Below are 23606 nucleotides of genomic sequence, written 5' to 3'. Positions count from 1 at the left end.
TGCGGCCGTAGCTCATCTGGTAGAGCGCCACCTTGCCAAGGTGGAGGTAGCGAGTTCGAGCCTCGTCGGCCGCTCCAATACGAAGCCATCGTTGATGCAGAGATGCAAAAACGATGGCTTTTTTGTTTCGTGCGGCAATGGTCGGGAATGTCCGCAGCGTCGCGCTTCCGTAGGAAGCGGCGCTGCATCTGCCGTTTTCCATCACGACCCCACCTGTGAAAAAGGAGTAGTGGAACGCCCGTAGGCGTTCCGCTACTCCGAAATTTTAAATATTATTTCCGCTGATTATGCGCAAAGCGAACGCGGAGCGCATTCCAAATCGTCCCGCTTGCCAAAGCAAAGAGCCGCCGTACAACACGATGCACGGCGGCTCTTCTTACAATATTAAATATAGCAGCACCGCCGCAGGGCGTCTTACATCACCATGGTGATGATCAGCGCACACAGCGGCAGGGTGATAATGCTGAGCAGGGTAGTCAGCACCACGCTTCCGGCGGCAAAGTGCTCATCGTGGCCGAACTGCACCGCAAATACCGAGGTAATGGCGGCGGCCGGGCAGCATTCCAGCAGTGCGACCACCTGTGCAGCAGTGCCGTGGAAGCCCAGCACCCCGAACAGCGCCAGCGTAGCCGCCGGGATCAGCAGCATACGCACAGAGGCAAGCTTCCAGATGTGCTTGTCGGTCACGATGCTGCGCACGTCACCGGCGGCAATCAGCATCCCGGTAATGAGCATGGACAGCGGGGTGTTCACTCCGGCCAACAGCTCCAGTGGCTGAGTGATCAGGGTGGGAAGCGGGATCTGTAGCAGATAGATGCCCAGCCCCACCACAATGGCATACAGTACCGGGGTGCGCACCAGACTGCGGGCAACCTCTTTTACACTGGAACCGCCGCTGACAAGGCCATAACCCAGCGTCCACAGCAGAATGTTGAACACGGTAACGTAGGCACTGGCATACAAAAGACCTTCGGAGCCGAACAGCGCCGAAATAAGCGGGAAGCCCATGTATGCTGCGTTGGAAAAAATGCAGGCGAACCGGAAAATGGGCATCCTGCTGCCAGTCTTGCGTGCCGTGAGCAGCAGAGTGATCACAGTGCCCAGCAGCACGGACAGGACGCTCATGCCGAAAGCCGCCAGCAGATTGCGCAAAATCTGGGCGCTGAACTCCATGCGGTAAGAGTTTACCACCATGGCCGGCACAATGATGTACACCAGCAGATTGGAAAGCGCCTGCTTGTTTTCCAGCTTGAGCACGCCGGTTTTGACCGCCACCATGCCTGTGCCGATCAGCAGGAACAAGACCGCGACCTGCTGCGCGGTGATGAGAGCCAGTTCCATAAAATTCTCCTCCTCTAGGCCATAACGCGTATACCACGAAAGATACAACACGGGTATAGCACAAAACCCTGCGGATAGCAAAGCTGAACGCAGGGCTTTGCAAGATTTTGCAGTTAAAGCTTACAAAATGACATTTTTGATCAGCAGGGAAATGCTGCCGTCATCGGCGTGCAGGAACTCTACCTCCGATTCGGCGTTCAACAGTTCGGTGGGAATCTTTACTTCAATGCCGTTGGCGGTGCGCAGGCTGCGGCTCTCCATGCGGCGGATGCGGGCGGGGGTCACAGTCACCGGCTGGGCGGCGCTGTCAATGACATCGCTCTTTTCCACATAATCGTCAAAGGGCACGGCGGCAAGAGGATATTCCTCCTCCAATTGCTGGCGCACCTGCTGGATGGACACCTGATTGTCGTTGTCGGCAGCCTGATTGGCAATCATCATGGCCACCTGTGCCTCCACATGGGGCGTTTCGGCGTAGTTCTCCTGCACAGCCTGCACGGCGGCTTCCTGAATGGCCTGCAGCTTTTTCTTTTCCGGCTGGGCGGTGGTGTACTGGAACACCACGGTGGAAAGGTAAAACTCCTTGTGGCCGTCAATATCGTACTTCTTTTCCAGCAGCCGCATGGAGTAATCGGTCAGGTCTACCAGTGCGCCCTCCTCCACCTTGCCGCTCTGGGTAGGCAGGCAGGCGCGCTGCTGGATGATGGAGTTCACCGGTGCGCCCTCCACAGTCTCCGTATAGTGGGTGTAGCCGTTTTTATAGTTCAACTTCAGGATGCCCAGCCACGGCGCACCGTCCCGGGTAAAATCCACCACGGCAAGGTCTGCCCCGGGGATGGTGGTGTGGGCGTGCATATAGTCGAACAGCACCCCGGCAATGCGGCAGGAAAGATCCACAAAGTCCTGATTGTGCTCCAGCTCATTTTTAAAGGCTGAGTCCGGCAGCGGGCGGCACTGGCGGATGTCGTCGCTGGCCAGCAGCTTTTCAATGTGGTTTTGCAGGTAGGCGTTTTTTTCGGCGGTCAGTTCCATGGGCCCGCCGCTGAGCACCGGCGCATCCATGGTGGTATCCAGAACGTGCAGAATGGCCTGATGAATGATGATCTCCATTGTTGCTCCTCGTTTCGTGACGTAGTGTTTGCGCCCAGTATAGCACAACCGCCGGAAAAAGGCGAGAGCCGCCCGGGGATTTTGCGGATTCTACAATTTACAAATCCCGCCAAAAGGGCTATACTTATAATATCTGTGCAAAAGGAGGTGGAGCTGGTGGACGAGCAGCAGCTGGAACAGATCGAAGGCGTCGTGGAGGATATCATCTACGAGAACGAGGATAACGGCTATGTGGTGTTCGAGATCTCCGGCGGCGGGGTGCTCACGGTGGTCTGCGGCATCGTAGGAGAGCTGCACGCAGGCGAAAGCGTCATCTGCCGCGGCAGGTACGAAAACCACGCCACCTATGGCCGCCAGTTCCACGCGCAGGAATGCGAGACCGATATGCCCAAGGATCTGGAAGCGGTGTATGCTTTTCTGGCCAGCCGCTCCCTGCCGTATATCGGCGCACGAACTGCGGATAAGATCATTGATATGTTCGGCGCTGAGGCGCTGGAGGTCATCGCCAACGACCCCGCCCGGCTGACCAGGATCCCCGGCATCTCGCCGGATAAGGCCGACCGCATCCAGCAGGAGTTCAAGCGGATGTTCGGTATGCGGGAGCTCATCGCCTATCTGGCGCAGTTCGAGATCAGCCCCCGCAAGGCCATGGAGGTGTTCAAAGCCTTTGGCGTGGGGGCGATGCAGGCCATTGCGTCAAACCCCTATCTGCTGTGCGGGGAGCCGCTGCAGCTGGACTTCCGCCACGCGGACAGCATCGCCCAGTATTACCACATGGAGGGGGACTGCGCCCAGCGGCTGGAAGCTGCCCTGCTGCGCACTTTGCGCCACAATGCGGGCAACGGCCACACCTGTCTGCCCCGGGCACAGCTGCTGGCAACTGCCTCCAACTTTATCCACCAGCCGCCGGAAAAGCTGGCGCGTGCGCTGGATCATTGCATCGAAACGGAAGAACTGTGTGTAAAAATGTTCGATGCCGTGCCCTATATCTACCTGCCAGATCTGCTGGCTGCAGAGCAGGACATTGCCGACCGGCTGAACCTGCTGGCAAAGCGCGGCAAGAACACGGCCCGGGATCTGGATAAAAACATCCAGATCTTGGAGCTGACACAGGGCTTTGCCTACGCCCCCCTGCAAAGGGAAGCCATCCGCAAGGCTATGACTGAGAACTGCCTTGTGCTCACCGGCGGCCCCGGCACTGGCAAGACCACTACGGTCAACGCCATTTTGCAGCTGCTGGAAAATCAGGCCGAGCGGGTAGCCCTGTGCGCGCCCACCGGCCGCGCTGCCAAGCGGCTCAGCGAGCTGACCGGCCGCAAGGCCAGCACCATCCACCGCCTGCTGGAGGTGGACTACACCGGCGGCGTGGTCAGCTTTATCCATAACGACAAAAACCTGCTCAAGTGTGACGTGGTCATTCTGGACGAGATGAGCATGGTGGACGTCAAGCTGTTTCAGGCGCTCATTGCAGCGCTGCGCTACACCTGCCGTATTATTATGGTAGGCGATGCCGACCAGCTACCCAGTGTAGGTGCGGGCAACATCCTCAGCGAGGTCATCCGCTCCGGCTGTGTGCCCACCGTCTGCCTGAACGAGATCTTCCGGCAGGCAAAGCGCAGCCTCATCGTGGAAAACGCCCACCACATCATCTCCGGCGAGCCGCTGCAAAAGGGCAGCAAGACCGATGACTTCTTCTTTTTGGAGTCCGACGGCGAGGCCGCCCAGCGGCTGGTGTGCGACCTTGTCACCACCCGGCTGCCCCGGAGCTACGGCTTTGACCCCATCCGGGATATTCAGGTGCTGTGCCCCACAAAGCTTGGCCCCACCGGCACACAGGCACTGAACGTGGAACTGCAAAACCTGCTCAACCCGCCCCAGAAGGGCAAGCCCCAGCTGCAAAGCGCCGCCCGGGTGTTCCGGGTAGGGGACAAGGTGATGCAGGTGCGCAACAACTACGAGATCGTCTGGAATCGCATCGGCGGCGAACAGGGCGTAGGTGCCTACAACGGCGATATGGGCATTGTGGAAAGCATCAACCTGCGGGAGCGCTCCATGGTGGTGCGCATGGACGATCGGCGGCTGCTCTACCCGGCGGAAAACCTGAACGAGCTGGAGATCGCCTACGCCATCACGGTGCACAAAAGTCAGGGCAGCGAGTTCCCGGCGGTGATCCTGCCGGTGGCGCAGGTGCCGCCAAGGCTGTGCTACCGCAACCTGTTCTACACCGGCGTCACCCGCGCACGCAAATTGTGCGTTGTGGCGGGCCGCAGGGACGTGGTGAACAGCATGATGAGCAACATCCGGCAGAACCTGCGTTACAGCGGCCTGTGCGCCCTGCTGCAGGCTGGACAGCCGCCGGAGCAGCTCGGTACAGAAGGGGAGAGCTCCTGATAAAACCGCGCAGAACAGCGGCAAAGCTTGTATACTTTTTGCCGCAACTATGTTATACTAAAGCAGTCTTTGTTTTTTGCCCGCAGCTGCGGGTGTTACATACATGATAGAGGAACGCAGAGAAAGGATTCAGGCAATTATGGCACAGAATGATATCGGCATCGACCTTGGTACTACTACCATCATCATCGCGCAGGAGGGCAAGGGCGTGGTGCTCAACCAGCCCAGCGTTGTGGCAATGGATACCCGCAAGAACACCGTGCTGGAAGCCGGCGACAAGGCACTGGCTATGGTGGGGCGCACGCCCAACTATATCTCCGCCATCTTCCCGCTGAAAGACGGCGTCATCAGCGACCACACCATGACCCGGGAGCTGATCTGCCGCTTTGTCAAGCAGGTGTACAGCTCCCACATGGTCAAGCCCCGGGTGGCAGTGTGCGTGCCCGCCGCTATTACCGGCATTGAGAGCGATGCCGTGGTAGAGGCTGTGGTGGCAGCCGGTGCCCGTCAGGTGTACCTGATCGACGAGCCTATCGCCGCCGCCCTCGGCTCCGGCATCGACATCACCCTGCCGGACGGCCGCATGATCATTGATATCGGCGGCGGCACCACGGATATCGCGGTGCTGAGCCTTGGCGGCAAGGTCAAGGCCACCAGTGTGCGCGTGGCCGGCAACCACTACGATGAGGAGATCCTCAAGCACGTGCGCAACAAATACAGCATTGCCATTGGCCAGCGCACCGCCGAGGAACTGAAAAAGCACGTTGCCTGCTGCCCCCAAAAGACCGATTTCCACGAGAGCATGGAGATCAAGGGCCGCAGCCTGCTCACCGGTCTGCCGGTGCGCGTGACCGTTTCTACTGACGATCTGTACGAGCCGGTGATGATGCTCAGCGAGCAGATCGGCACCGCAGCCCATCAGGTGCTGGAAAAAACCCCGCCGGAGCTGGCAGGCGATATCTACCGCAACGGCGTCATGCTGACCGGCGGCGGTGCCCAGCTGCACGGCCTGACCGAATATCTGAGTCAGGAACTGAAGGTGGAAGTGACGGTCTCGCCGGACCCCGTGAACTGTGTTGCACTGGGTACGGCACAGAGCCTTTCCCTCGGTGATAAGCTGGAAACCGGCTTTACGGACGCTACCCCGCGCATCGGCCGCCGCTAAGTCAGGCTCGTTTTGTCCATGCCATATCACAAAGCGGCAAAAAGAAAAATTGTTAATTTTTGTTGAAATGAATGGCAAAATACGGTATACTATATCCAAATTGATTTTCTGCTGACGATGTTGTATCGCTTGCAGTATCCAACAAACAGGAGGAAAAACCATGGACTTAGGTTTCGATGTGGTCGTTACCATTACTGGTATCGTGCTGGTGTTCCTGATCCTCGTGCTGCTGATGGCTATCATCACGCTGGAGGGCAAGATCTTCGACTCGATGAATGCCAAGAAGAAGGCCGCTAAGACTGCTGCGCAGGCACCCGCCGCAAAGCCCGCTGCCGCTCCGGTACAGCAGGCTGCGCCCGCTCCTCAGGTAGAGGAAGGCATCCCCGGTGATGTGGTGGCCGCTATTATGGCTGCTATCCATGCAATGGGCAACGGCAAGTACACCCTTAAGGCAGTGCGTCGTGGCAAAAATGGCTGGGGCAAGGCCGGCGTGAACGACACCACGGCCCCGTTTTAACACAGGAGGAAGAGCATGACACAGTTTATTGATACTCTGGTCGGTATTTTCCAAAGTTCCGGCTTTGCACAGTTTGGCCAGCCCGGCGGCTGGCTGTACGCCGTGATGATCTGCGTGGGCTGCTTTCTGCTGTACCTCGCTATCGTCAAGGAGTTCGAACCCCTGATCCTGCTGCCCATGGCCTTTGGCATGATCCTTGCCAACCTCCCCGGTAGCGGCATCATCCATATGCAGTACTTCGTCGGTGACGGTCTGGAGCACCCCATGTGGGTCGAGATCCTGAACAACGGCGGTCTGGCCGATATGCTCTATATGGGCGTTAAGCTGGGTATCTACCCGCCGCTGATCTTCCTCGGCATCGGCACCATGACCGACTTTGCACCTCTGATCTCCAACCCCAAGAGCCTGCTGCTGGGCGCTGCCGCACAGTTTGGTATCTTCGGTACTTACATGGGCGCCCGTCTGCTGGCCGCTACCGGTCTGGTAGACTTCACCCAGAAGCAGTCCGCTGCCATCTCCATCATCGGCGGTGCCGACGGCCCCACCGCTATCTTCGTTACCTCCCGTCTGGCACCTGAGCTGCTGGGCAGCATTGCCGTGGCAGCGTACAGCTACATGGCACTGGTGCCCGTTATCCAGCCGCCCATCATGAAGGCGTTGACCACCTCCAAGGAGCGCTCTGTTGTCATGAAGCAGCTGCGCACCGTCTCCAAGACCGAGAGGGTCATCTTCCCCATCATGGTCGCCATCATCGTTTCCCTCATCGTGCCGGATGCCGCCGTTCTGGTCGGTATGCTGATGCTGGGCAACCTGATGAAGGAGTGCGGCGTTGTGGATCGTATCCAGAAGACCGCCGGTAATGAGCTGATGAACATCATCACCATCTTCCTAGCTCTGTCTGTTGGCTGCACCACCAGTGCAAACACCTTCCTGAACACCCGCACCTTGTTCATCATCGTGCTGGGTCTGATCGCCTTCTCCTTCGGCACTGCAGCCGGTGTGCTGTGCGGCAAGGTCATGTACAAGCTGACCGGCGGTCAGGTGAACCCCCTGATCGGTTCTGCCGGCGTTTCCGCCGTGCCTATGGCCGCTCGCGTTTCCCAGAAGGTTGGCCAGAGCGAGAACCCCTCCAACTTCCTGCTGATGCACGCCATGGGTCCCAACGTGGCCGGCGTTATCGGTTCTGCCGTTGCTGCTGGTATCCTGATCAACATCTTCGGCTAAGCAAAACCTGAAATACAACCTCAAGAGCCATCGCACAAGGCTGTGCGGTGGCTCTTTTTTATCCCTCTCGCGACAAACATAAAAATAATCTGTTAACTCTTTTCCTGTTTGTGTTTGTCTGTTTCTTGTGCTATCATAAAGAAAACAGGGCGTAAAATGCCCTAAAAACAGGAGGGAGCCGTTATGGAAAAAATCAAGCTTGAGGTTGCAGGCATTCCGGCTGTCCTGTACGGCAAGCGCAGCCGCAGGGTCTATCTCTATGTCCACGGCAAAAACGGCAGCGCAGCCGAGGCCGCCCGCTTTGCCCGCACAGCCTGCCCGGCAGGCTGGCAGGTGCTGGCTGTCGACCTGCCGGAGCACGGCACCCGGAAAGACAGCCCTGAAAAGCTGGTGCCGTGGGTGGTCACCCGAGAGCTGCAGGCAGTCTACGCCCGGATGCAGCCGGTGTGGAAGCATATCCGGGTGTATGGGGCCAGCATCGGGGCATGGCTTGCCATGCAGGCGTTGCAAACGCAGCAGCCGGAAAAGGCGCTGCTTGTCTCCCCGATCGTGGATATGGAAAAGCTCATCCTTGACCTGATGCAGCAGGCAGGGGTAACGGAGGAGCAGCTGCGCACGGCAGGGGAGATCCCCACCGCCATGGGCGAGACCCTCTCGTGGCCGTATCTGTGCTGGGCAAGGGAACACCCCTTGCACTGGAAAGTGCCCACACAGGTGCTCTATGCCGATACAGACCCCCTTACCGGGCACACCGCCATGGAGCAGTTCCGACAGCAGACCGGGGCGCACCTGACCATTCTGGAGGGCGGGGAGCATTGGTTCCATACCGAGACCCAGCTTGCCGCCCTGCAAGGCTGGGAAAGCTGTCACATATAATAAGCAGCTTCTCTTTTCTCTAGCCTGTGAAAACGTAAGCCCGGAAGATCCGCAGATTTTCCGGGCTTACAATATGAAATACGCTTCCACAACAAAACGCCGCTGACGGCTTTGTGTATCGTCAGCGGCGTTTTGTTTATTGAAAACAGGATTGTGAATGGTGGGATTAAATCAGACCTTTGCTTCGCTGTTGTGCTCAGCCTTCTTATAAGCGGAGAAGGAGTGGAACACAATATTCAGACCCAGCACGATCAGCAGCACGGCAAGGATCAGCTGCAGGCCGTTTGCGATGAACACAGCGCCCCAAGTGGTCTCACCGGCAGGGATAGTAACAGAAGCGGCGGTGCTGATGGCCTTGACCATAGCGATCAGGCGCTGCACCAGTGCGGTAAAGGTGACGCACAGCATGATGATCAGCGGGGGGAACAGCATCTTGTTGCTGCGGCCGGTCACCTTCAGGAATACGCACAGGGTAGCCAGCACCAGTGCGCTCAGCAGCTGGTTGGCAGAACCGAACAGCGGCCAGATGTTGGCGTAGCCGATCTTGGTCAGGATGAAGCCGAACACCAGAGTGATGAAGGTGGAGAAGTACACATTGCAGAACAGCTTGCGCCAGCCCTCAGCGTGCTCCATGTCGTCCACGCTGAACAGCTCCTGGAAGCTCATGCGGCCAATGCGGGCCACGGCATCCAGACTGGTCAGAGCCAGTGCGGAAACGCACATGGTCATGAACACGGTGGCAGCGTAGGCGGGCACGCCGAACATCTCAAAGAAACCGGCAACGCCGCGGCTGAAGATCTGGAACGGGGTACCGGCGGCAGGGGTGCCGTCGGCAGCTGCGGCAGCACCGGCTACGCACAGAGCCAGAACAGCCAACAGGCTTTCAAGGATCATGGCACCGTAGCCGACCTTCAGCATATCCTTCTCGTTCTCAACGGTCTTGGAAGAAGTACCGGAGGAAACAAGGCTGTGGAAGCCGGAAACTGCACCGCAGGCCACGGTGACGAACAGGATGGGGAACATGGTGCCCAGCTTTTCGTTGGTAAAGCCGGTGAATACAGGCAGGTTCATGGTGGGGTGTGCAACCAGCAGGCCAACCACAGCGCCCACGATCATGGCCACGAACATAAAGGTGGTCATGTGGTCACGGGGCTGCTTGAGCAGCCACATGGGCAGCACGGCAGCAAAAAAGATGTACACAAAGGTGATGTAGCTCCAAGCGGCCTTGCCCAGGATCAGGGGCAGGTTTGCGCCGATGACAAAGGACAGCACGATGAACACGATGCTGATAACGCTTTCCTTCCAGCCGGAGAAGCTGAACTTCTTCTGCAGCAGGCCAAAGACAACGGCGAACACCATGAACATGATGGAAACCATACCGGCAGCGCCGTTGGTCTTGGCAGCCTCGACCATTGCGCCGTCCGCGCCAAAGGCGTTGAAGGTGCCGGCGACCATGTCCGCAAAGGCAGCGATGACGATGCCGCAGAACAGCCAGCAGAACAGCAGGAACAGCTTGCGGCCGGTTTTGCCGATGTACTTTTCGATCAGCATACCCATGCTCTTGCCGTCGTTCTTAACGGAAGCATACAGGGCACCAAAGTCGGTGACAGCGCCGAAGAAGATACCGCCCAGCAGCACCCACAGCAGCACCGGCAGCCAGCCGAAGGCTGCGGCCTGAATGGCACCGGTAACAGGGCCTGCACCGGCAATGGAGCTGAACTGGTGAGCAAACACCGTCCAGCCGTTGGTGGGCACATAGTCCCGGCCATCCTCGTGGACGACTGCCGGGGTCTTGGCTGCGGGGTCGATGCCCCATTTGTTAGCCAGCCAGCGGCCGTAAAGCACATAAGCGCCAAACAGGCACACCGCTGCGATCAATACGATGACCAGCGTATTCATAGTTTTCTACCTCTTTCCTTTTTTCACTCCGCAACAGGTTCGGAACGTTAAGGTGTATCTGAAAACAAAGAAAATGACGAATATTTCGCAAGCACAAGCGGGATTTAAGGCAAACAGCCGCAGGAATCCTTTGTGGATTTCAAGGCTGTTTAACGCAAAAGCCAGCTGTGCTTGTAGAAATAGGCTAAATTTTCGACTTTTCAGATACACCTTGGGCTGCCGTCCGGCAAAGCGTTGCCCCGGAGCGTAAAAAACCTTCGTCCTCAGCACATGACCGATGTTCCGGTCACACTCCGAAGACGAAGGCTTTTGCACCCGCCTGCCAGGGCAGGGGCATTACTCCGCGGTACCACTTCGCTTGCTGTATTAAAACAGCCACTCTCCCACGCATGGTACGCTGACCATGCTGCCCGATAACGTGGGCTGGACGGCACCGTGCTACTAAGGGGCACAAAACCCGGTTCACACAGGCTGCTCGCAGGCGAGGGTCCTCTGCTCCTGACTGCCGCTTTTTCACCCGAGAAGCGGCTCGCTGAAAGAGGGTGATGCAGAAGATCATGTCCTGTTCCTTGCATTTGCTGAATGATTGTGTCTTACTTTATTCCCGTTTTCATCAATTGTCAATATTTTTGTCACAAGTTCAGAGGATGCGCCAATTCAAGCCATTTTCTGGGAATAATTTTTAGATGATTTTCTTTCATGTGTGAAGAGAATAAAACTGAATAGTGCATTAATTGAAAACCATTCACCCACAGGTCTTGACTTTCACACTTTGAAGTGCTAAAGTAATAGCGTGCAGAATATTCCGCGCGGCAGCACTGTCTGCTTTGCCCGCTGCCGCCGCTGTTATAATAAGGAGAAAAACAATGGCTGAGAAAAATTCCAGAAGAAATGAGACAACGGACGCACTGTTTGATGCTATCCTCAGTCTGGAGAGCCGGGAGGAGTGCTACGCCTTTTTTGAGGATCTGTGCACTGTAAAGGAGATCTCGGATATGGCACAGCGCCTGCAGGCGGCAAAGCTGCTGCTGGACGGTGCCACCTATGAGCAGATCGTTAAGGCAGTGGAGATCAGCACTGCCACCATCAGCCGTATCAACCGTTGTATCCAGTACGGCTCCGGCGGCTACCGTGATACCATCGAGAAGGTGCGCGCACAGGCGGAAAAGCAGTAACAGCCGCACCTGCCGCAGCATAGGATAGGGCACACGACCGGAAAGGAAGGTTTTGCCCTATGATGATCGATACACCCTGCGCCCGTTCTCAGTGCCCGGAAATGCCCAAGGTCAGCCTGGATCAGGCTGTTGTGGACCTGATGGAAAGCATTGCCCTGCAGGAAACGGCGCTCAGCCACATTCTGTGCGCCGAAAGCCGGAAGATGCAGAAGGCCATGGATCTGGATGGTCTGGATCTTTGCAAGCTGCTGGAGGTGAACGACTCCGCCACCAATATGGTGCACGCCGTCGCAAACCTTGAACTGGTGCTCAAGGATAAGCTGGAGTTCGTCTCCAACAACCTTTATGTCCCGGGGGACAGCAGCTGCCCATCACCTGCGCAGTAATGTTTTTTGGGGCGGGGCGCTCTCCGCTGCAATTTGACCCGTGAAAATGCAATGCCGGGCAGCCCGCAGGCTGCCCGGCATTGTTCTAATAAAATGTTTTTTCCTCTAAATAATGCCCAAAGCGCACGCGGAGGGCATTCTAAATCGTTCTATTGCAAGGGAGACTGCTGCGCATAATACGGTACAGCGGCCTCCCTTTTCAGGAAAGATCTGCATAAGAGACAGAAAAATCTTTTGTTGGAATTGCTGATGTATCAAATCTGTGCTATACTATTGGATGTATCACCATGAAAGCGAGGAATAAAACATTGCTGCATTATGATGCGATCCTATTTGATGTGGACGGGACGCTGATCGATTCGGCTCCCGGTATCATTCATACATTGCAAGAGGTTTTCTGTACCATGGGTGTGGATGTATCCGGCATAAACCTGCGCCGGTATCTGGGCCCGCCGCTGCGCGAAAGCTTCGGCGAGCACTTCACCGACCCGGCGCTGATCGAAAAAGCAACCGACCTTTACCGCACGAGCTACGCGGTGAAGGGCAGCCACGAGTGTGCCGTGTTCCCGGGCGTTCCGCAGATGCTGCAGACCTTGAAGGACGCGGGTTTTCTCCTGTGCACTGCCACCTCCAAGCCCACCAAGGTGGTCACGCCCATTCTGGAAGAGCAGGGGCTGGCACCGTATTTTGATTTTATCGGTGGTGCCTCCATGGACGAGAGCCGGGATACCAAGACCGAGGTCGTGCGTTATGTGCTCAGCCAGCCCGCCTTGCAGGGCAAGCGGGTGCTGATGGTGGGCGACCGCAACGATGATATGCGGGGCGCTGCCGACTGTGGTCTGGATGCTGCCGGTGTGCTGTACGGCTACGGCAGCCGGGAAGAGCTGGAAGCCTTCCATCCAGTGCTGCTGGCTGAAAGCTGCGCCGACCTTACCGACCGGCTGCTGGCAGCCCGGGTATGACAGGAAGTTTCATTCCTTCGGAAGGAGAATGGATAGAATATGAGAAGCAATAACCAGAAGGAGAATCAGGCGCTGACCCCGATGCAGAAGCAGGCGGTGCTGGTGTGCATCGTGTGCGCACTGGCGGCGCTGCTGACCATCGGCATCACCCTTACCATGCTCAAGCGGGGCAAGAACCCGACGGAGCAGCCGGGGGATTCTTCCATTATTACCCCCGCGCCCGCCCCGGAAGGGGAGGAGGATATCTCTGACCACTATCAGATCAACGAAACCTCCAGCGCACTGCTCACCGGGACCGCCGATGCAGGCAATGCCTATCAGGAGCAGACCCTTTTTATCGGCGATTCCAACACGGTGCGTCTGTATGCCAATGGCCTGATCTCGCTGCAGCAGTTCTGTGCCAAGGAGGGCATTGGCACCGGTGCCGCCCTGAACGAAGGCATCGTCACCTTCAAGCGGGACGATAACCGCTACACCATCGCGCAGGCAGTGGCAAAAATGAAGCCCCGCCGTGTGGTCATCATGCTGGGCACCAACGATAACGGCATGAATACCGAGGATTTCATCAGCAACTACACCGCACTGGTGCAGGCCATTCAGGCCAGCTATCCTTATACCGACATCATCGTCAACACGGTGCCGCCGGTCCCGTCCAACCACTCTAATTACCCCAATATGGACCAGACCCGCATTGATGATTTCAATATGGCGCTGCTGACCATGTGCGAGCAGCTGGGCGTCAAGTTCCTCAACTCTGCCGAGGCGCTCAAGGACGCCAACGGCTACGGCAATGTCGATTACTACCAGAGCGGCGATATCCACCTCAAGCCCGCAGGTCTGAAGGTGCTGCTGAAGTATCTGCGCACCCACGCCTATGAGACCGAGGATCGCCGCCCGGACACCAATAACATCCCCACCCGCGCCGAGTATACCGCTAACCCCAGCTCTGCCGTGGAAGCGCCCAGCAGCTCGGAGGAAGTCTCTTCCTCGGCTGTTGAGGAAAAAACGGAGTATCAGGCCGGTTACCGTGTAGATAAAACCGGCGGCGGCTCCCTGACCTGCGGCAACGAGAGCGGCAAGTCCCTTACCGTCAAGGTGACCAGCGCCGCCCAGAGCGTTACCGTTACCGCTGTGCCGGAGGACGGCTATGTGTTCGTCAAGTGGAGCGATGGTGTGACCAAGCGCACCCGCACGGATACCAATTTTGACCAGAACGTGGATGTGACCGCTGTGTTTGCAGCCGCTTCCATCCAGATCAGCAGCAGCGGCAAGGCTATGCTGGGGGACTCCTACACCTTCAAAGCTGCCCTCAAGGGCAAGTATCTGGATGCTTCCAGCATCCGCTGGTATGTCAACGGCAGCGAGGTGACACAGGCTGCCGGCAAGACTTCCGTAAAGGGTGAGGTGGATCCCTCCATGCTGGGCAGCACCTTCCGGGTGTACGCCACTGCCAGCTATAACGACTGCACAGTGACCAGCAATAAGCTGGAGTTTACGGTCAGCGGTGCACCGTCCAGCTCGTCCACCAGCTCCAGCAGCTCTGATGCTTCCTCTAAGGAGGATAAGCCTGCTTCCTCTAAGGAAGAAACGTCTGTCTCCTCCAAGGAGGAAAAACCGGCTTCTTCTAAAGAAGAAAAACCCGCTTCTTCCTCCTCGAACGGCACCTCTGAAAGCACCGGCAGCTCCTCCAAGGCGGAAAAGCCGGCTTCGTCTCCTGCTTCCTCCAAGGAAGAAAAGCCCGTCTCTTCTTCGCAGAGCAGCACCTCCTTCAAGGAAGAAACAACTGCTTCCTCTAAGCAGGAACACACAGCTTCCTCCAAGGAAGAACAACCGGCTTCTTCTAAAGAAGAAAAGCCTGCTTCCTCCAAAACGGAGGCAAGCGCCAGCAAGGAAGCCGCCAACTGAGCGCACACTCCGCTCCCGCGCCGCATAGGCTGGCGTGAGAGGAAGGTGGAGCCCTATGTACTGGCAAGAAATGCGCACACCCTCCCTGCCCGGGGAGAACGACGTGACCGACGGCAGCGTGGACTACTACGACACCGACTGGGAAAACGTGGATAACAGCGCACTGGAGGAAGAAATGCAGAAATGCGGTCTGACGCCCTGCGAAGGAAAGGCAACGTGCCCGGACAATACCCCGGCACAAACAGACCTGTCTGCGTATGAAATCGTTTCTGAATAACGAGAAGCCAGCTCTGCCGGGGGGTGGGGCTGGCTTCTCCCTGTTGATACACCAAAGTGGGAAATGCTGAAAAGAAAGTGAGATACTATGGCAAAATACTATTGCATCCTGTTCGATGCGGACAATACGCTGCTCAACTTTGACGCAGCCGAAAACAAGGCGCTGGCCGAAACGCTGGTGAACTACGGCATCGAGCCGGACGCCGAGACCGTGCAGACCTACCGCACCATCAACGAGGAACTGTGGCGGCAGCTGGAAAAAGGCCAGATCCGCCGCGAAAAGCTGTTCGGCGAGCGGTTCAGCCGCTTTTTAAAGGCCATCAATGCCGCCGGCGACGGCGTGGAGATGAACCGCTGCTATCTGGAGCAGCTGTCCACCCACCCGGACCTGATGAGCCCGGAGGTGCTGGACGTGCTGCGCGAGCTTTCCGAGGTGGCAACGCTGGCCATCGTCAGCAACGGTGCCCAGAAGGTGCAGACCCGCCGTCTGGCGGAAAGCGGCGTGATGAACTTTATGGAAGATGTGTTCATCTCTGAAAAAATGGGCTGCGAAAAGCCCAATGCCCGCATCTTTGATGCAGCCCTGCGCGCGCTGGGTGTGGAGAACCGGGAGCACGTTCTGATGGTGGGCGACAGCCTGTCCAGCGATATTCAGGGCGGCAGCAACGCCGGGCTGGATACCTGCTGGTACAACCCCAACCACGCCGAGAACCCCGGCAAGGTGATCCCTACCTACGAGATCGCCAGTCTGGAAGAGCTGTATCCGCTGGTGATGGAGCAGGAGGAGCTGGCCAATGTTGGCCTGAAGAACCGCCGCCATCAGTGCTGAAATATGAAAAAGAACGGATAACGGATCAAAACTATGCTGATACATTTGGAAAAACTGGGTAAGACCTTTGGCGAAAAGGTGGTGCTGCACGATGTGACCGCCAGTGTCGAGCGGGAGGACCGCATCGGCATCGTGGGACAAAACGGCGCGGGCAAGACCACTCTGCTCAAGATCCTTACCGGCGAATATCAGGACTACGAGGGTGAGTTCAGCGTGACCCACGGGGTAACGCTGGGCTATCTGGAGCAAAACGCAAAGCTGGACGCCACGCTGGATATCTACGGCGAGATGCGCGCCACCTTTGCCCCGGTGCTGGACGCCATGGCGCAGATGCAGATCTTAGAGCGCCGCATGGCTGCCCAGCCCGATAACGCCGACCTGCTGGCGCAGCACGATGCTTTGCAAAACATCGTAGATGCTGCCGACGGCTACAACATGGATGTGAACATCAAAAAGGTGCTGTCCGGCATGGGCTTTGCGCAGGATACATGGCAAAAGAACATTGCGGTGCTCTCCGGCGGCGAGCTGACGCGGCTGCGTCTGGCGAAGCTGCTGCTGGAAAAGCCGGATGTGCTCATTCTGGACGAGCCCACCAACCACTTGGACTTTGCCACCATGGAATGGCTGGAAAATTACCTCAAGGGCTACTCTGGCGCGGTGCTGGTGGTCAGCCACGACCGCTATTTCCTCGATAATGTCTGTACAAAGATCTGGGAGGTATCCTTCCAGACCATGACCACCTACAAGGGTAACTTCTCGGCCTATCTGCCCCAGAAGGAAGCCGCCGATGCCCTGCGCCAGAAGCAGCACGATGCCGATGTGGCACTGGCTGAAAAACTGCAGGACTATGTGGACCGCAACCTTGTGCGCGCTTCCACCACCAAAATGGCGCAGAGCCGCCGCAAGCAGCTGGAAAAGCTGGAGATCACCGAGGCACCCAAGGACGAGACCAACCAGCTGAAATTCCGCTTTGAATATGACGTAGAGCCGTGGAACGAGCTGGTGCTGATGAAAAACCTCAGCATCAAGATCGGGGAGCGTACCCTGCTGGAACCCTTTACCTATACGGTCTGCCGCGGGCAGCGGCTCATCATTGCCGGCCCCAACGGCGCAGGCAAATCCACCCTGATGCAGGTGCTGGACGGCAAGCGCCGCCCCTCCGGCGGCATGGTGCGGCTGGGCACCGGGGCGCGTCCCAGTATTTTTGCCCAGCAGCAGAACCGTCTGGGACAGGGCAGGGTCATTGATGTTATCTGGAACAAGTACCCCCGCATGACCGAGCTGGAGGTGCGCAGCCACCTTGCAAAGCTGGGCTTCCGGGGCGATACGGTGTTCAAGCCCTGCGAAGCATTGTCCGGCGGCGAGCTGGCGCGTCTGCGCTTTGCGGAGATCGTGCTGGAACGGCCGAATCTGCTGTTTCTGGACGAGCCCACCAACCACTTGGACATCTACACCCGCGAAAACCTGACCGAAGCACTGATGGCGTACACCGGCACCCTGCTGCTGGTCACTCACGACCGTCACCTGATGAACAGTCTGGCCTGTCCCATCCTCTATCTTGAGGACGGCAAGGCGGTGCTTTACCCCAGCTACGATGCCCTGATGGGACGTGCCGCCCCGGTGCAGACTGCGCAGAAGGCTGCCGAGCCTGTCAAGACTGGCTACGGCAAGGAGCAGCGCCGCCGCCGCGCCGAGCTGCGCGCCAAGATCAAGGCCTGTGAGGACGAGATGGAGGCCTGCGGTGCACGCGAGGTGGAGCTGGACAACGAGATCAACTCCCCGGAGGTGTACAACGACCCCGACCTGCTGCGCCAGAAAAGCGATGAGCTGAGCGACCTGCGCTTCCATCAGGAGGAACTTTTTGCCGCATGGGAAGCCGCCATGGAAGAGCAGGAAGCCTACGAGCAGACGCAGCAGCCCGAAGAATAAAGGAGCGTATCCTCTATGCCTAAAAATCACCGCAACTATCAAAAAACACGGCACATTGCCCTGTCCGGCTTGCTGTTTGCGCTGGCCATGGCGCTTTCCTTCATCGAGGGCACGCTGGTCATCCCGGGGCTTTTGCCGGGCATGAAGCTGGGCCTTGCCAACATCGTGGTCATGTACGCCCTGTTCTTCATGGGCGCTCGGCAGGCACTGGTGCTGGATGTGCTCAAGGCGCTGTTCGTCTTTCTGGTTTCCGGCTTTACGGCGGGCTTCCTCTCGCTGTGCGGCGGGCTTTTGTCCCTTGCGGTGATGTGGGTGCTGTACTATCTTCTGCCGGTGCGGCCTACATGGTTCATCCTGTCGGTCTGCGGCGCACTGGCGCATAACGTGGGGCAGCTGCTGGGCGCAGGGGTCATCATCTCCTCGTCTTTGTCGCTGTACTATGCACCGGTCATGCTGGTGCTGGGGCTTGTCATGGGCGCGCTCACCTCGGTCACCCTGCGGGCGCTGCTGCCCGCACTGGGCAAAATGGGCTTCAACACCCACGAAAACCGCCCCGAATGACCGACCATTCCGGCAGGGCAGTTGCATTTTGGCCGGAAATCTGTATAATAAGGAAACAACTGTATTTTTATCTAGGGTGTATCTGAAAAGTCGAAAATTTAGTCTGTTTCTACAAACACAGCTGGATTTTGCGTTAAAGAGCCTTGAAATCCACAAAGGATTCCTGCGGCTATTTGCCTTAAATCCCGCTTGTGCTTGCGAAATATTCGTCATTTTCTTTGTTTTCAGATACACCTTAAAAGACCCCAAAGGATAGCGCTGCCGCAGTATAGGGATTCAAGCGGCAGTCGGGAGGTGTTTGTATATGTCTGAAAAAGTTACCATCAAGGTCGAGCGGAAGGAACTCCATCTGCCCACCATCGCACTGCGTGGGCTGGTGGTGTTCCCCAACAACCTTGTTCATTTTGAAGTCGGGCGGGAAAAGAGTATTGCTGCCGTGGAGTGGGCTATGGCCAATAACTCCAACGTATTTCTGGTAGCCCAGAAGGAGATGGAAACCAGCGAGCCCACCCAGCAGGATCTGTACACCTACGGCGTAGTAGCCGAGGTCAAGCAGGTGCTGCGCGTGTCGGACGAGCTGGTCAAGGTGCTGGTAGAGGGCAAGTACCGCGCCAAGCTGACCGAGCTGGATACCACCGGCGATTTTCTGCTGTCTGCCGTGCGCTCCGCTCCGGTGCGTGCCGCGAAGCCCGAAGAAGCTGTAGAAACCGAAGCACTGCTCCGCGCCCTCAAGACTGGCTTTGACGAGTATCTGGGCATGAACCCGCGCCTTGCAAAGGACGTGGTGTTCACCATCGTTTCCAGCGATGACCCTATGTTCCTCACCGAGTATATGCCGGCAAATCTCTTGTTCCGCTACGAGGACAAGCAGGCTGTGATGAACGAAAACACCCTCAACGGCCGCCTGCAGCGCCTTGTGGAGATGCTGCGCCGCGAGTGTCAGGTGATGAAGATCGAAAAGGAGATCGCGGAAAAAGTCAACGAGTCCATGGACAAGAACCAGCGCGATTATTACCTGCACGAGCAGCTGCACATCATCAACGACGAGCTGGGCGAGGGGGACGATACCCACGCCGAAGCCGATGATTACCGCCGCAAGATCCGGGAGCTGCACCTTGCCGAGGACAGCGAGAAAAAGCTGCTCAAGGAGGTAGACCGCCTGTCCCGGATGCAGAGCAGCAATCAGGAAGCCACGGTCATCCGCACCTATCTGGACACCTGTCTGGACCTGCCGTGGAACACCATGACCGTGGATGATCTGGATATCCACCGCGCCCAGCAGATCTTGGACCGGGACCACTACGGCCTGAAAAAGGTCAAGGATCGCATTCTGGAAACGCTGGCTGTGCGCAAGCTGGCACCGGACGTGAAGGCGCAGATCATCTGTCTGGTCGGCCCTCCGGGTGTCGGCAAAACCAGCATCGCACGCTCCATCGCCGAAAGCCTTGGCCGCAAGTATGTGCGCATCAGCCTGGGCGGCGTGCGGGACGAAGCCGAGATCCGCGGCCACCGCCGCACCTACATCGGTGCCATGCCCGGCAAGATCATCAGCGCCATGATCACAGCCAAGTCCTCCAACCCTTTGATGCTGCTGGACGAGATCGACAAGCTGGCAGGGGACTTCCGGGGCGACCCGGCGGCAGCTCTGCTGGAAGCGCTGGACCCGGAGCAGAACAGCACCTTCAACGACCATTTCATTGATATCCCGTTTGACCTGAGCCATGTGCTCTTTATTACCACCGCCAACGACTTGGGCAGCATCCCCGGCCCGCTGCGCGACCGCATGGACGTCATTGAGCTGCCCAGCTATACCCGCGTGGAAAAATACAATATTGCCCGCAAGCATCTGCTGCCCAAGCAGCTTAAGGCCTGCGGTCTGACCAGCAAGGTCACCATGAACCAGAGCGCACTCTACGGCATCATCGACGGGTACACCCGCGAGGCCGGTGTGCGTAATCTGGAGCGCACCATCACCAGTGTGCTGCGCAAGTGTGCCCGCAAGATCGCCGCCGGCGAGGTGGAAAGCGTAGCCGTGACTGCCGCCATGCTGGAGGAACTGCTGGGCCCCCGCATCGTCAAGCCGGACTTCCTCAACCGTACCAACGCCGTGGGCATCGCCAACGGTCTGGCATGGACGAGTGTAGGCGGCGAGACCCTGCCCATCGAGGTGCAGGTCATGGACAACGGCACCGGCAAGATCACCGTTACCGGCTCTCTGGGCGATGTGATGAAGGAGAGCGCACAGCTGGCAGTTACTTGGATGCGCGTCCATGCCGAGGAATACGGCATCGACCCTGAGCGGCTGAAAAAGTGCGACCTGCACATCCACGCCCCAGAGGGTGCTGTGCCCAAGGACGGCCCCAGTGCAGGCGTCACCCTGACCACGGCACTGGTGTCGTGTCTGTCCGGCGTGCCGGTGCGCGGCGATGTGGCCATGACCGGCGAGATCACCCTGCACGGCAACGTGCTGCCCATTGGCGGCCTGCGGGAGAAGAGCATGGCTGCTTACCGCGAGGGCATGAAGACCGTGCTCATCCCCAAGGACAACGAGCCTGATCTGTATGACGTGGATGAGGAGGTCAAGAAGAACCTGACCTTCCTGCCTATGCAGAATCTCTCGCAGGTGCTGGCTGCCGCCCTGCTCAAGCCGAAAGCTGCCAAGAGCACCGCAGGCCGTCCCCGTACCAAAAAGTCCAAGGCAGGGGAGAGCCGCATCCCCGCCGCGCCTGAGAAGAACCAGCCGGGCGCTGTCTGCTGAAATAATAGAAAGGAACACGCCATGATCTTCAATAAAGCTGATTTTATTGCCAGCTATGGCATTTCCAGCCAGCTGCCCGAAAGCGACCGCCCGGAGCTGAGCTTTTCGGGGCGCTCCAACGTGGGCAAATCCAGCCTGATCAACAAGCTGTGCAGCCGCAAAAATCTGGCGCGCGTGTCCAGTACGCCGGGCAAAACGGCTACCATCAACTTTTATTCTGTGGACGACTGCTATTTTGTGGATCTGCCGGGCTACGGCTACGCCAAGGTGAGCAACGCCGACCGCGAGCGCTGGGACGACCTGATCAATAGCTATTTCGAAGCGCCCCGCCACCACACCCTGCTGGTACAGCTGCTGGACTGCCGCCACGCCCCCAGCGCAGACGATCTGCAGATGCTGCGCTACCTGCACTACCACCGCATCCCTTATGTGGTGGCTCTGACAAAGGCGGATAAGCTGAAAAAAAGCCAGCTTGCCAAAACGCAGGAGGACTTTGAAAACATCTGCCGCCCCTATGGCTGTCAGAAGGTGGTGCTGACCAGCGGCGAAAACGGTTACGGCATCCCGGAACTGCAGGCAGTGCTCAACGCCGCAGTGGCTGCGGAAAACGAGGAAGCGGAGTAACGCCATGGCTTACAACGAATTTGCCTATTTCTACGATGAATTCAACGGCGAAGCGGACTACGACGCCCTGTACAGCCAGATCCATGCAAAGCTGGAAGCCCACGGCATCCATGACGGCATTGTAGCCGACCTTGGCTGCGGCACCGGGGAACTGACCCTGATGCTGACGCAGGCAGGCTACGATATGATCGGCATCGATCAGTCGGAGGAGATGCTCTGCGTGGTGCGGGATAAGGCTGAGCAGCTGGGACTTTCCGGCCGTCTGCTGCTGCTCCGGCAGGATCTGCTCAAGCTGGATCTCTACGGCACCATCCGGGCGGCGGTATCCACCTTTGATACCTTCAACCACATCCCGGATCTGGATACCGCCATTGCCAACGCAGGCTTTTTTATGGAAAAGGGCGGCGTGTTCCTGTTTGATATGAACACCCCCTATAAGCACCAGAAGGTTCTGGGCGATAACGCGTTCACCTTTGAGGAAGAGGATGCCTCCTGCGTGTGGCGCAACCACTATAACGCCGCCGACCGCAGGGTGGAGATCACGGTGGATATTGATTATCACGAGACCGGCGAGCATTTCCACGAGGAATTCTGCGAGTATACCTATGATCTGGATACCATCCGTGCGGCGCTGGAAAAGCACGGCTTTGCGCTGGAAAGCGTCTGCGACGGCGAGACCTTCGGCCCGCTGACCGAGGAAAGCCAGCGCTACTTCTTCTGCGCAACAAAACAGTATACACAACTGGAGGAATAACCTATGGCAAACCTGATCCGCGGCCTGTCCGAGAACGGCGGTGTCGTGTTCTGCGGTGTGGATTCCACCGATATCGTCCGTAAAGCCGAAAAGCTTCACACCACAAGCGCCACCTGCAGCGCGGCACTGGGCCGTCTGCTCACGGGCGCTACCCTGATGGGCTCCATGCTCAAGGACGACCGCGACCGTATCACCCTGCGTGTGGCGGGCGGTGGCCCTGCGGGCGTGCTTATTGCCTGCACCGACGGCACCGGCAACGTGAAGGGCTGCATTGACAACCCGCTGGTGGAGCTGCCCGCCAAAGCCAACGGCCACTTGGACGTGGGCACCGCCGTGGGCAAGGATGGCGTGCTGACCGTCATCCGCGATAACCGCCTGCAAAAGGAGCCCACAGTCGGGCAGGTGCCGCTGGTATCCGGCGAGATCGCCGAGGATCTGACCAGCTACTATGCCTACAGCGAGCAGGTGCCCACCGTGATGGCGCTGGGCGTTCTGGTGGACAAGGATCTGTCCATCCTCTGCGCCGGCGGCTTTATGGTGCAGCTGCTGCCCGGCGCTACCGATGCCGAGATCGACCAGCTGGAAAAGAACATCAACGCCATGCCCTCCGTCACCGAGCTGCTCCATGCGGGCAAGACCCCCGAGGACATGATGCAGATGGCACTGGCAGGCTTTGCCCCCAATGTGCTGGACGAGCGTACGGTGCAGTACCAGTGCGATTGCAGCGCCGAGCGTACCAAAGAGATGCTGCTCAGCCTTGGCCGTGCCGAGCTTGCGCGGATGCGGGACGAGGACCCCACCTGTGAGGTGGTGTGCCACTTCTGCCACAGTAAGTATCAGTACGACCTCAACGCTCTGCTTGCCGAGTATGATGCACAGGCCGCCGAAGCCGCCCAGTCCAAAGAATAACCACACCGAAGAAGC

The 23606-nt window shown here is 58.1% G+C and carries 20 protein-coding genes and 1 tRNA gene; 18 read left to right on the top strand and 3 right to left on the bottom strand.

Annotated features, from left to right (window positions below):
* The first annotated feature begins 1 nt into the window (after position 1).
* Positions 2-77: transfer RNA gene (locus C4N24_RS13245), tRNA-Gly, on the top strand.
* Positions 78-414: 337 nt separating this feature from the next.
* Here C4N24_RS13245 and C4N24_RS13240 read toward each other — a convergent pair.
* Positions 415-1341: an AEC family transporter gene (locus C4N24_RS13240; protein ID WP_112091797.1), complete on the bottom strand. Its 927-nt coding sequence runs from the start codon at positions 1339-1341 to the stop codon at positions 415-417.
* Between the two features lie 120 nt (positions 1342-1461).
* The gene (locus tag C4N24_RS13235; RefSeq protein WP_112091796.1) at positions 1462-2451 is read right to left on the bottom strand and encodes a nucleoid-associated protein; all 990 of its coding nucleotides are present in this window, start codon (positions 2449-2451) and stop codon (positions 1462-1464) included.
* Between the two features lie 156 nt (positions 2452-2607).
* On the opposite strand from C4N24_RS13235, the gene recD2 reads away from it, so the two are divergent.
* The 5 genes from recD2 to C4N24_RS13210 all read left to right on the top strand — a co-directional run bounded on the left by recD2 (position 2608) and on the right by C4N24_RS13210 (position 8624).
* Complete coding sequence (gene recD2, locus C4N24_RS13230) at positions 2608-4842, top strand: SF1B family DNA helicase RecD2 (protein WP_112091795.1); 2235 nt, start codon at positions 2608-2610, stop codon at positions 4840-4842.
* Between the two features lie 139 nt (positions 4843-4981).
* Entirely contained in the window at positions 4982-6007 is a 1026-nt protein-coding gene (locus tag C4N24_RS13225) for a rod shape-determining protein (protein ID WP_112091794.1), read from the top strand.
* A gap of 160 nt (positions 6008-6167) precedes the next feature.
* The gene (locus C4N24_RS13220; protein WP_005923971.1) at positions 6168-6524 is read left to right on the top strand and encodes an OadG family transporter subunit; all 357 of its coding nucleotides are present in this window, start codon (positions 6168-6170) and stop codon (positions 6522-6524) included.
* Positions 6525-6539: 15 nt separating this feature from the next.
* Entirely contained in the window at positions 6540-7748 is a 1209-nt protein-coding gene (locus C4N24_RS13215; protein WP_112091793.1) for a sodium ion-translocating decarboxylase subunit beta, read from the top strand.
* A gap of 183 nt (positions 7749-7931) precedes the next feature.
* Positions 7932-8624, top strand: coding sequence for an alpha/beta hydrolase (locus C4N24_RS13210; protein ID WP_112091792.1), 693 nt, complete (start codon positions 7932-7934; stop codon positions 8622-8624).
* 171 nt (positions 8625-8795) lie between these two features.
* On the opposite strand, the gene C4N24_RS13205 is transcribed toward C4N24_RS13210, so the two are convergent.
* Positions 8796-10523, bottom strand: coding sequence for a carbon starvation CstA family protein (locus tag C4N24_RS13205; RefSeq protein ID WP_112091791.1), 1728 nt, complete (start codon positions 10521-10523; stop codon positions 8796-8798).
* An 866-nt stretch (positions 10524-11389) separates the two neighbouring features.
* On the opposite strand from C4N24_RS13205, the gene C4N24_RS13200 reads away from it, so the two are divergent.
* The 12 genes from C4N24_RS13200 to hslO all read left to right on the top strand — a co-directional run bounded on the left by C4N24_RS13200 (position 11390) and on the right by hslO (position 23591).
* A complete protein-coding gene (locus C4N24_RS13200; protein WP_005923988.1) occupies positions 11390-11698 on the top strand; it encodes a YerC/YecD family TrpR-related protein in 309 nt (102 codons plus the stop codon).
* 59 nt (positions 11699-11757) lie between these two features.
* Positions 11758-12084, top strand: coding sequence for a hypothetical protein (locus C4N24_RS13195; protein ID WP_097785967.1), 327 nt, complete (start codon positions 11758-11760; stop codon positions 12082-12084).
* 287 nt (positions 12085-12371) lie between these two features.
* Positions 12372-13046 carry an HAD hydrolase-like protein gene (locus C4N24_RS13190; protein WP_112091790.1) on the top strand — a complete coding sequence of 225 codons (675 nt, stop codon included), beginning with the start codon at positions 12372-12374 and terminating at the stop codon, positions 13044-13046.
* Positions 13047-13085: 39 nt separating this feature from the next.
* A complete protein-coding gene (locus C4N24_RS13185; RefSeq protein ID WP_112091789.1) occupies positions 13086-14951 on the top strand; it encodes a GDSL-type esterase/lipase family protein in 1866 nt (621 codons plus the stop codon).
* A 55-nt stretch (positions 14952-15006) separates the two neighbouring features.
* A complete protein-coding gene (locus C4N24_RS13180; RefSeq protein ID WP_112091788.1) occupies positions 15007-15228 on the top strand; it encodes a hypothetical protein in 222 nt (73 codons plus the stop codon).
* An 87-nt stretch (positions 15229-15315) separates the two neighbouring features.
* Positions 15316-16056, top strand: a complete 741-nt coding sequence (locus C4N24_RS13175) for a YjjG family noncanonical pyrimidine nucleotidase (protein ID WP_112091787.1) — start codon at positions 15316-15318, stop codon at positions 16054-16056.
* 33 nt (positions 16057-16089) lie between these two features.
* Positions 16090-17985: an ABC-F family ATP-binding cassette domain-containing protein gene (locus C4N24_RS13170; RefSeq protein WP_112091786.1), complete on the top strand. Its 1896-nt coding sequence runs from the start codon at positions 16090-16092 to the stop codon at positions 17983-17985.
* A 15-nt stretch (positions 17986-18000) separates the two neighbouring features.
* On the top strand, positions 18001-18546 hold the full coding sequence (locus C4N24_RS13165; RefSeq protein WP_112091785.1) for a Gx transporter family protein: 546 nt from the start codon (positions 18001-18003) through the stop codon (positions 18544-18546).
* Positions 18547-18850: 304 nt separating this feature from the next.
* Positions 18851-21304, top strand: coding sequence for an endopeptidase La (gene lon, locus C4N24_RS13160; protein WP_112091784.1), 2454 nt, complete (start codon positions 18851-18853; stop codon positions 21302-21304).
* Between the two features lie 21 nt (positions 21305-21325).
* Positions 21326-21928, top strand: coding sequence for a ribosome biogenesis GTP-binding protein YihA/YsxC (gene yihA, locus C4N24_RS13155; RefSeq protein WP_005924021.1), 603 nt, complete (start codon positions 21326-21328; stop codon positions 21926-21928).
* Between the two features lie 4 nt (positions 21929-21932).
* Complete coding sequence (locus tag C4N24_RS13150) at positions 21933-22682, top strand: class I SAM-dependent DNA methyltransferase (protein ID WP_112091783.1); 750 nt, start codon at positions 21933-21935, stop codon at positions 22680-22682.
* Positions 22683-22685: 3 nt separating this feature from the next.
* Positions 22686-23591 carry an Hsp33 family molecular chaperone HslO gene (gene hslO / locus C4N24_RS13145; protein ID WP_112091782.1) on the top strand — a complete coding sequence of 302 codons (906 nt, stop codon included), beginning with the start codon at positions 22686-22688 and terminating at the stop codon, positions 23589-23591.
* Positions 23592-23606: the final 15 nt, after the last annotated feature.

This window comes from Faecalibacterium prausnitzii, from assembly GCF_003287405.1.
GTDB lineage: Bacteria > Bacillota > Clostridia > Oscillospirales > Ruminococcaceae > Faecalibacterium > Faecalibacterium intestinale.
The sequence above is the reverse complement of the archived record's forward strand: the minus strand, read 5'-3'. Positions and strand labels throughout refer to the sequence as shown.

What these genes read in the sequence shown, in the direction of transcription:
- C4N24_RS13210 (WP_112091792.1), top strand. Translation starts at nt 7,932, where the DNA reads ATGGAAAAAATCAAGCTTGAGGTTGCAGGCATTCCGGCTGTCCTGTAC.
- hslO (WP_112091782.1), top strand. Translation starts at nt 22,686, where the DNA reads ATGGCAAACCTGATCCGCGGCCTGTCCGAGAACGGCGGTGTCGTGTTC.
- C4N24_RS13225 (WP_112091794.1), top strand. Translation starts at nt 4,982, where the DNA reads ATGGCACAGAATGATATCGGCATCGACCTTGGTACTACTACCATCATC.
- C4N24_RS13235 (WP_112091796.1), bottom strand. Translation starts at nt 2,451, where the DNA reads ATGGAGATCATCATTCATCAGGCCATTCTGCACGTTCTGGATACCACC.
- C4N24_RS13150 (WP_112091783.1), top strand. Translation starts at nt 21,933, where the DNA reads ATGGCTTACAACGAATTTGCCTATTTCTACGATGAATTCAACGGCGAA.
- C4N24_RS13165 (WP_112091785.1), top strand. Translation starts at nt 18,001, where the DNA reads ATGCCTAAAAATCACCGCAACTATCAAAAAACACGGCACATTGCCCTG.
- lon (WP_112091784.1), top strand. Translation starts at nt 18,851, where the DNA reads ATGTCTGAAAAAGTTACCATCAAGGTCGAGCGGAAGGAACTCCATCTG.
- C4N24_RS13175 (WP_112091787.1), top strand. Translation starts at nt 15,316, where the DNA reads ATGGCAAAATACTATTGCATCCTGTTCGATGCGGACAATACGCTGCTC.
- C4N24_RS13180 (WP_112091788.1), top strand. Translation starts at nt 15,007, where the DNA reads ATGTACTGGCAAGAAATGCGCACACCCTCCCTGCCCGGGGAGAACGAC.
- C4N24_RS13185 (WP_112091789.1), top strand. Translation starts at nt 13,086, where the DNA reads ATGAGAAGCAATAACCAGAAGGAGAATCAGGCGCTGACCCCGATGCAG.
- C4N24_RS13200 (WP_005923988.1), top strand. Translation starts at nt 11,390, where the DNA reads ATGGCTGAGAAAAATTCCAGAAGAAATGAGACAACGGACGCACTGTTT.
- C4N24_RS13205 (WP_112091791.1), bottom strand. Translation starts at nt 10,523, where the DNA reads ATGAATACGCTGGTCATCGTATTGATCGCAGCGGTGTGCCTGTTTGGC.
- C4N24_RS13170 (WP_112091786.1), top strand. Translation starts at nt 16,090, where the DNA reads ATGCTGATACATTTGGAAAAACTGGGTAAGACCTTTGGCGAAAAGGTG.
- C4N24_RS13195 (WP_097785967.1), top strand. Translation starts at nt 11,758, where the DNA reads ATGATGATCGATACACCCTGCGCCCGTTCTCAGTGCCCGGAAATGCCC.
- C4N24_RS13190 (WP_112091790.1), top strand. Translation starts at nt 12,372, where the DNA reads ATGAAAGCGAGGAATAAAACATTGCTGCATTATGATGCGATCCTATTT.
- C4N24_RS13220 (WP_005923971.1), top strand. Translation starts at nt 6,168, where the DNA reads ATGGACTTAGGTTTCGATGTGGTCGTTACCATTACTGGTATCGTGCTG.
- yihA (WP_005924021.1), top strand. Translation starts at nt 21,326, where the DNA reads ATGATCTTCAATAAAGCTGATTTTATTGCCAGCTATGGCATTTCCAGC.
- C4N24_RS13215 (WP_112091793.1), top strand. Translation starts at nt 6,540, where the DNA reads ATGACACAGTTTATTGATACTCTGGTCGGTATTTTCCAAAGTTCCGGC.
- C4N24_RS13240 (WP_112091797.1), bottom strand. Translation starts at nt 1,341, where the DNA reads ATGGAACTGGCTCTCATCACCGCGCAGCAGGTCGCGGTCTTGTTCCTG.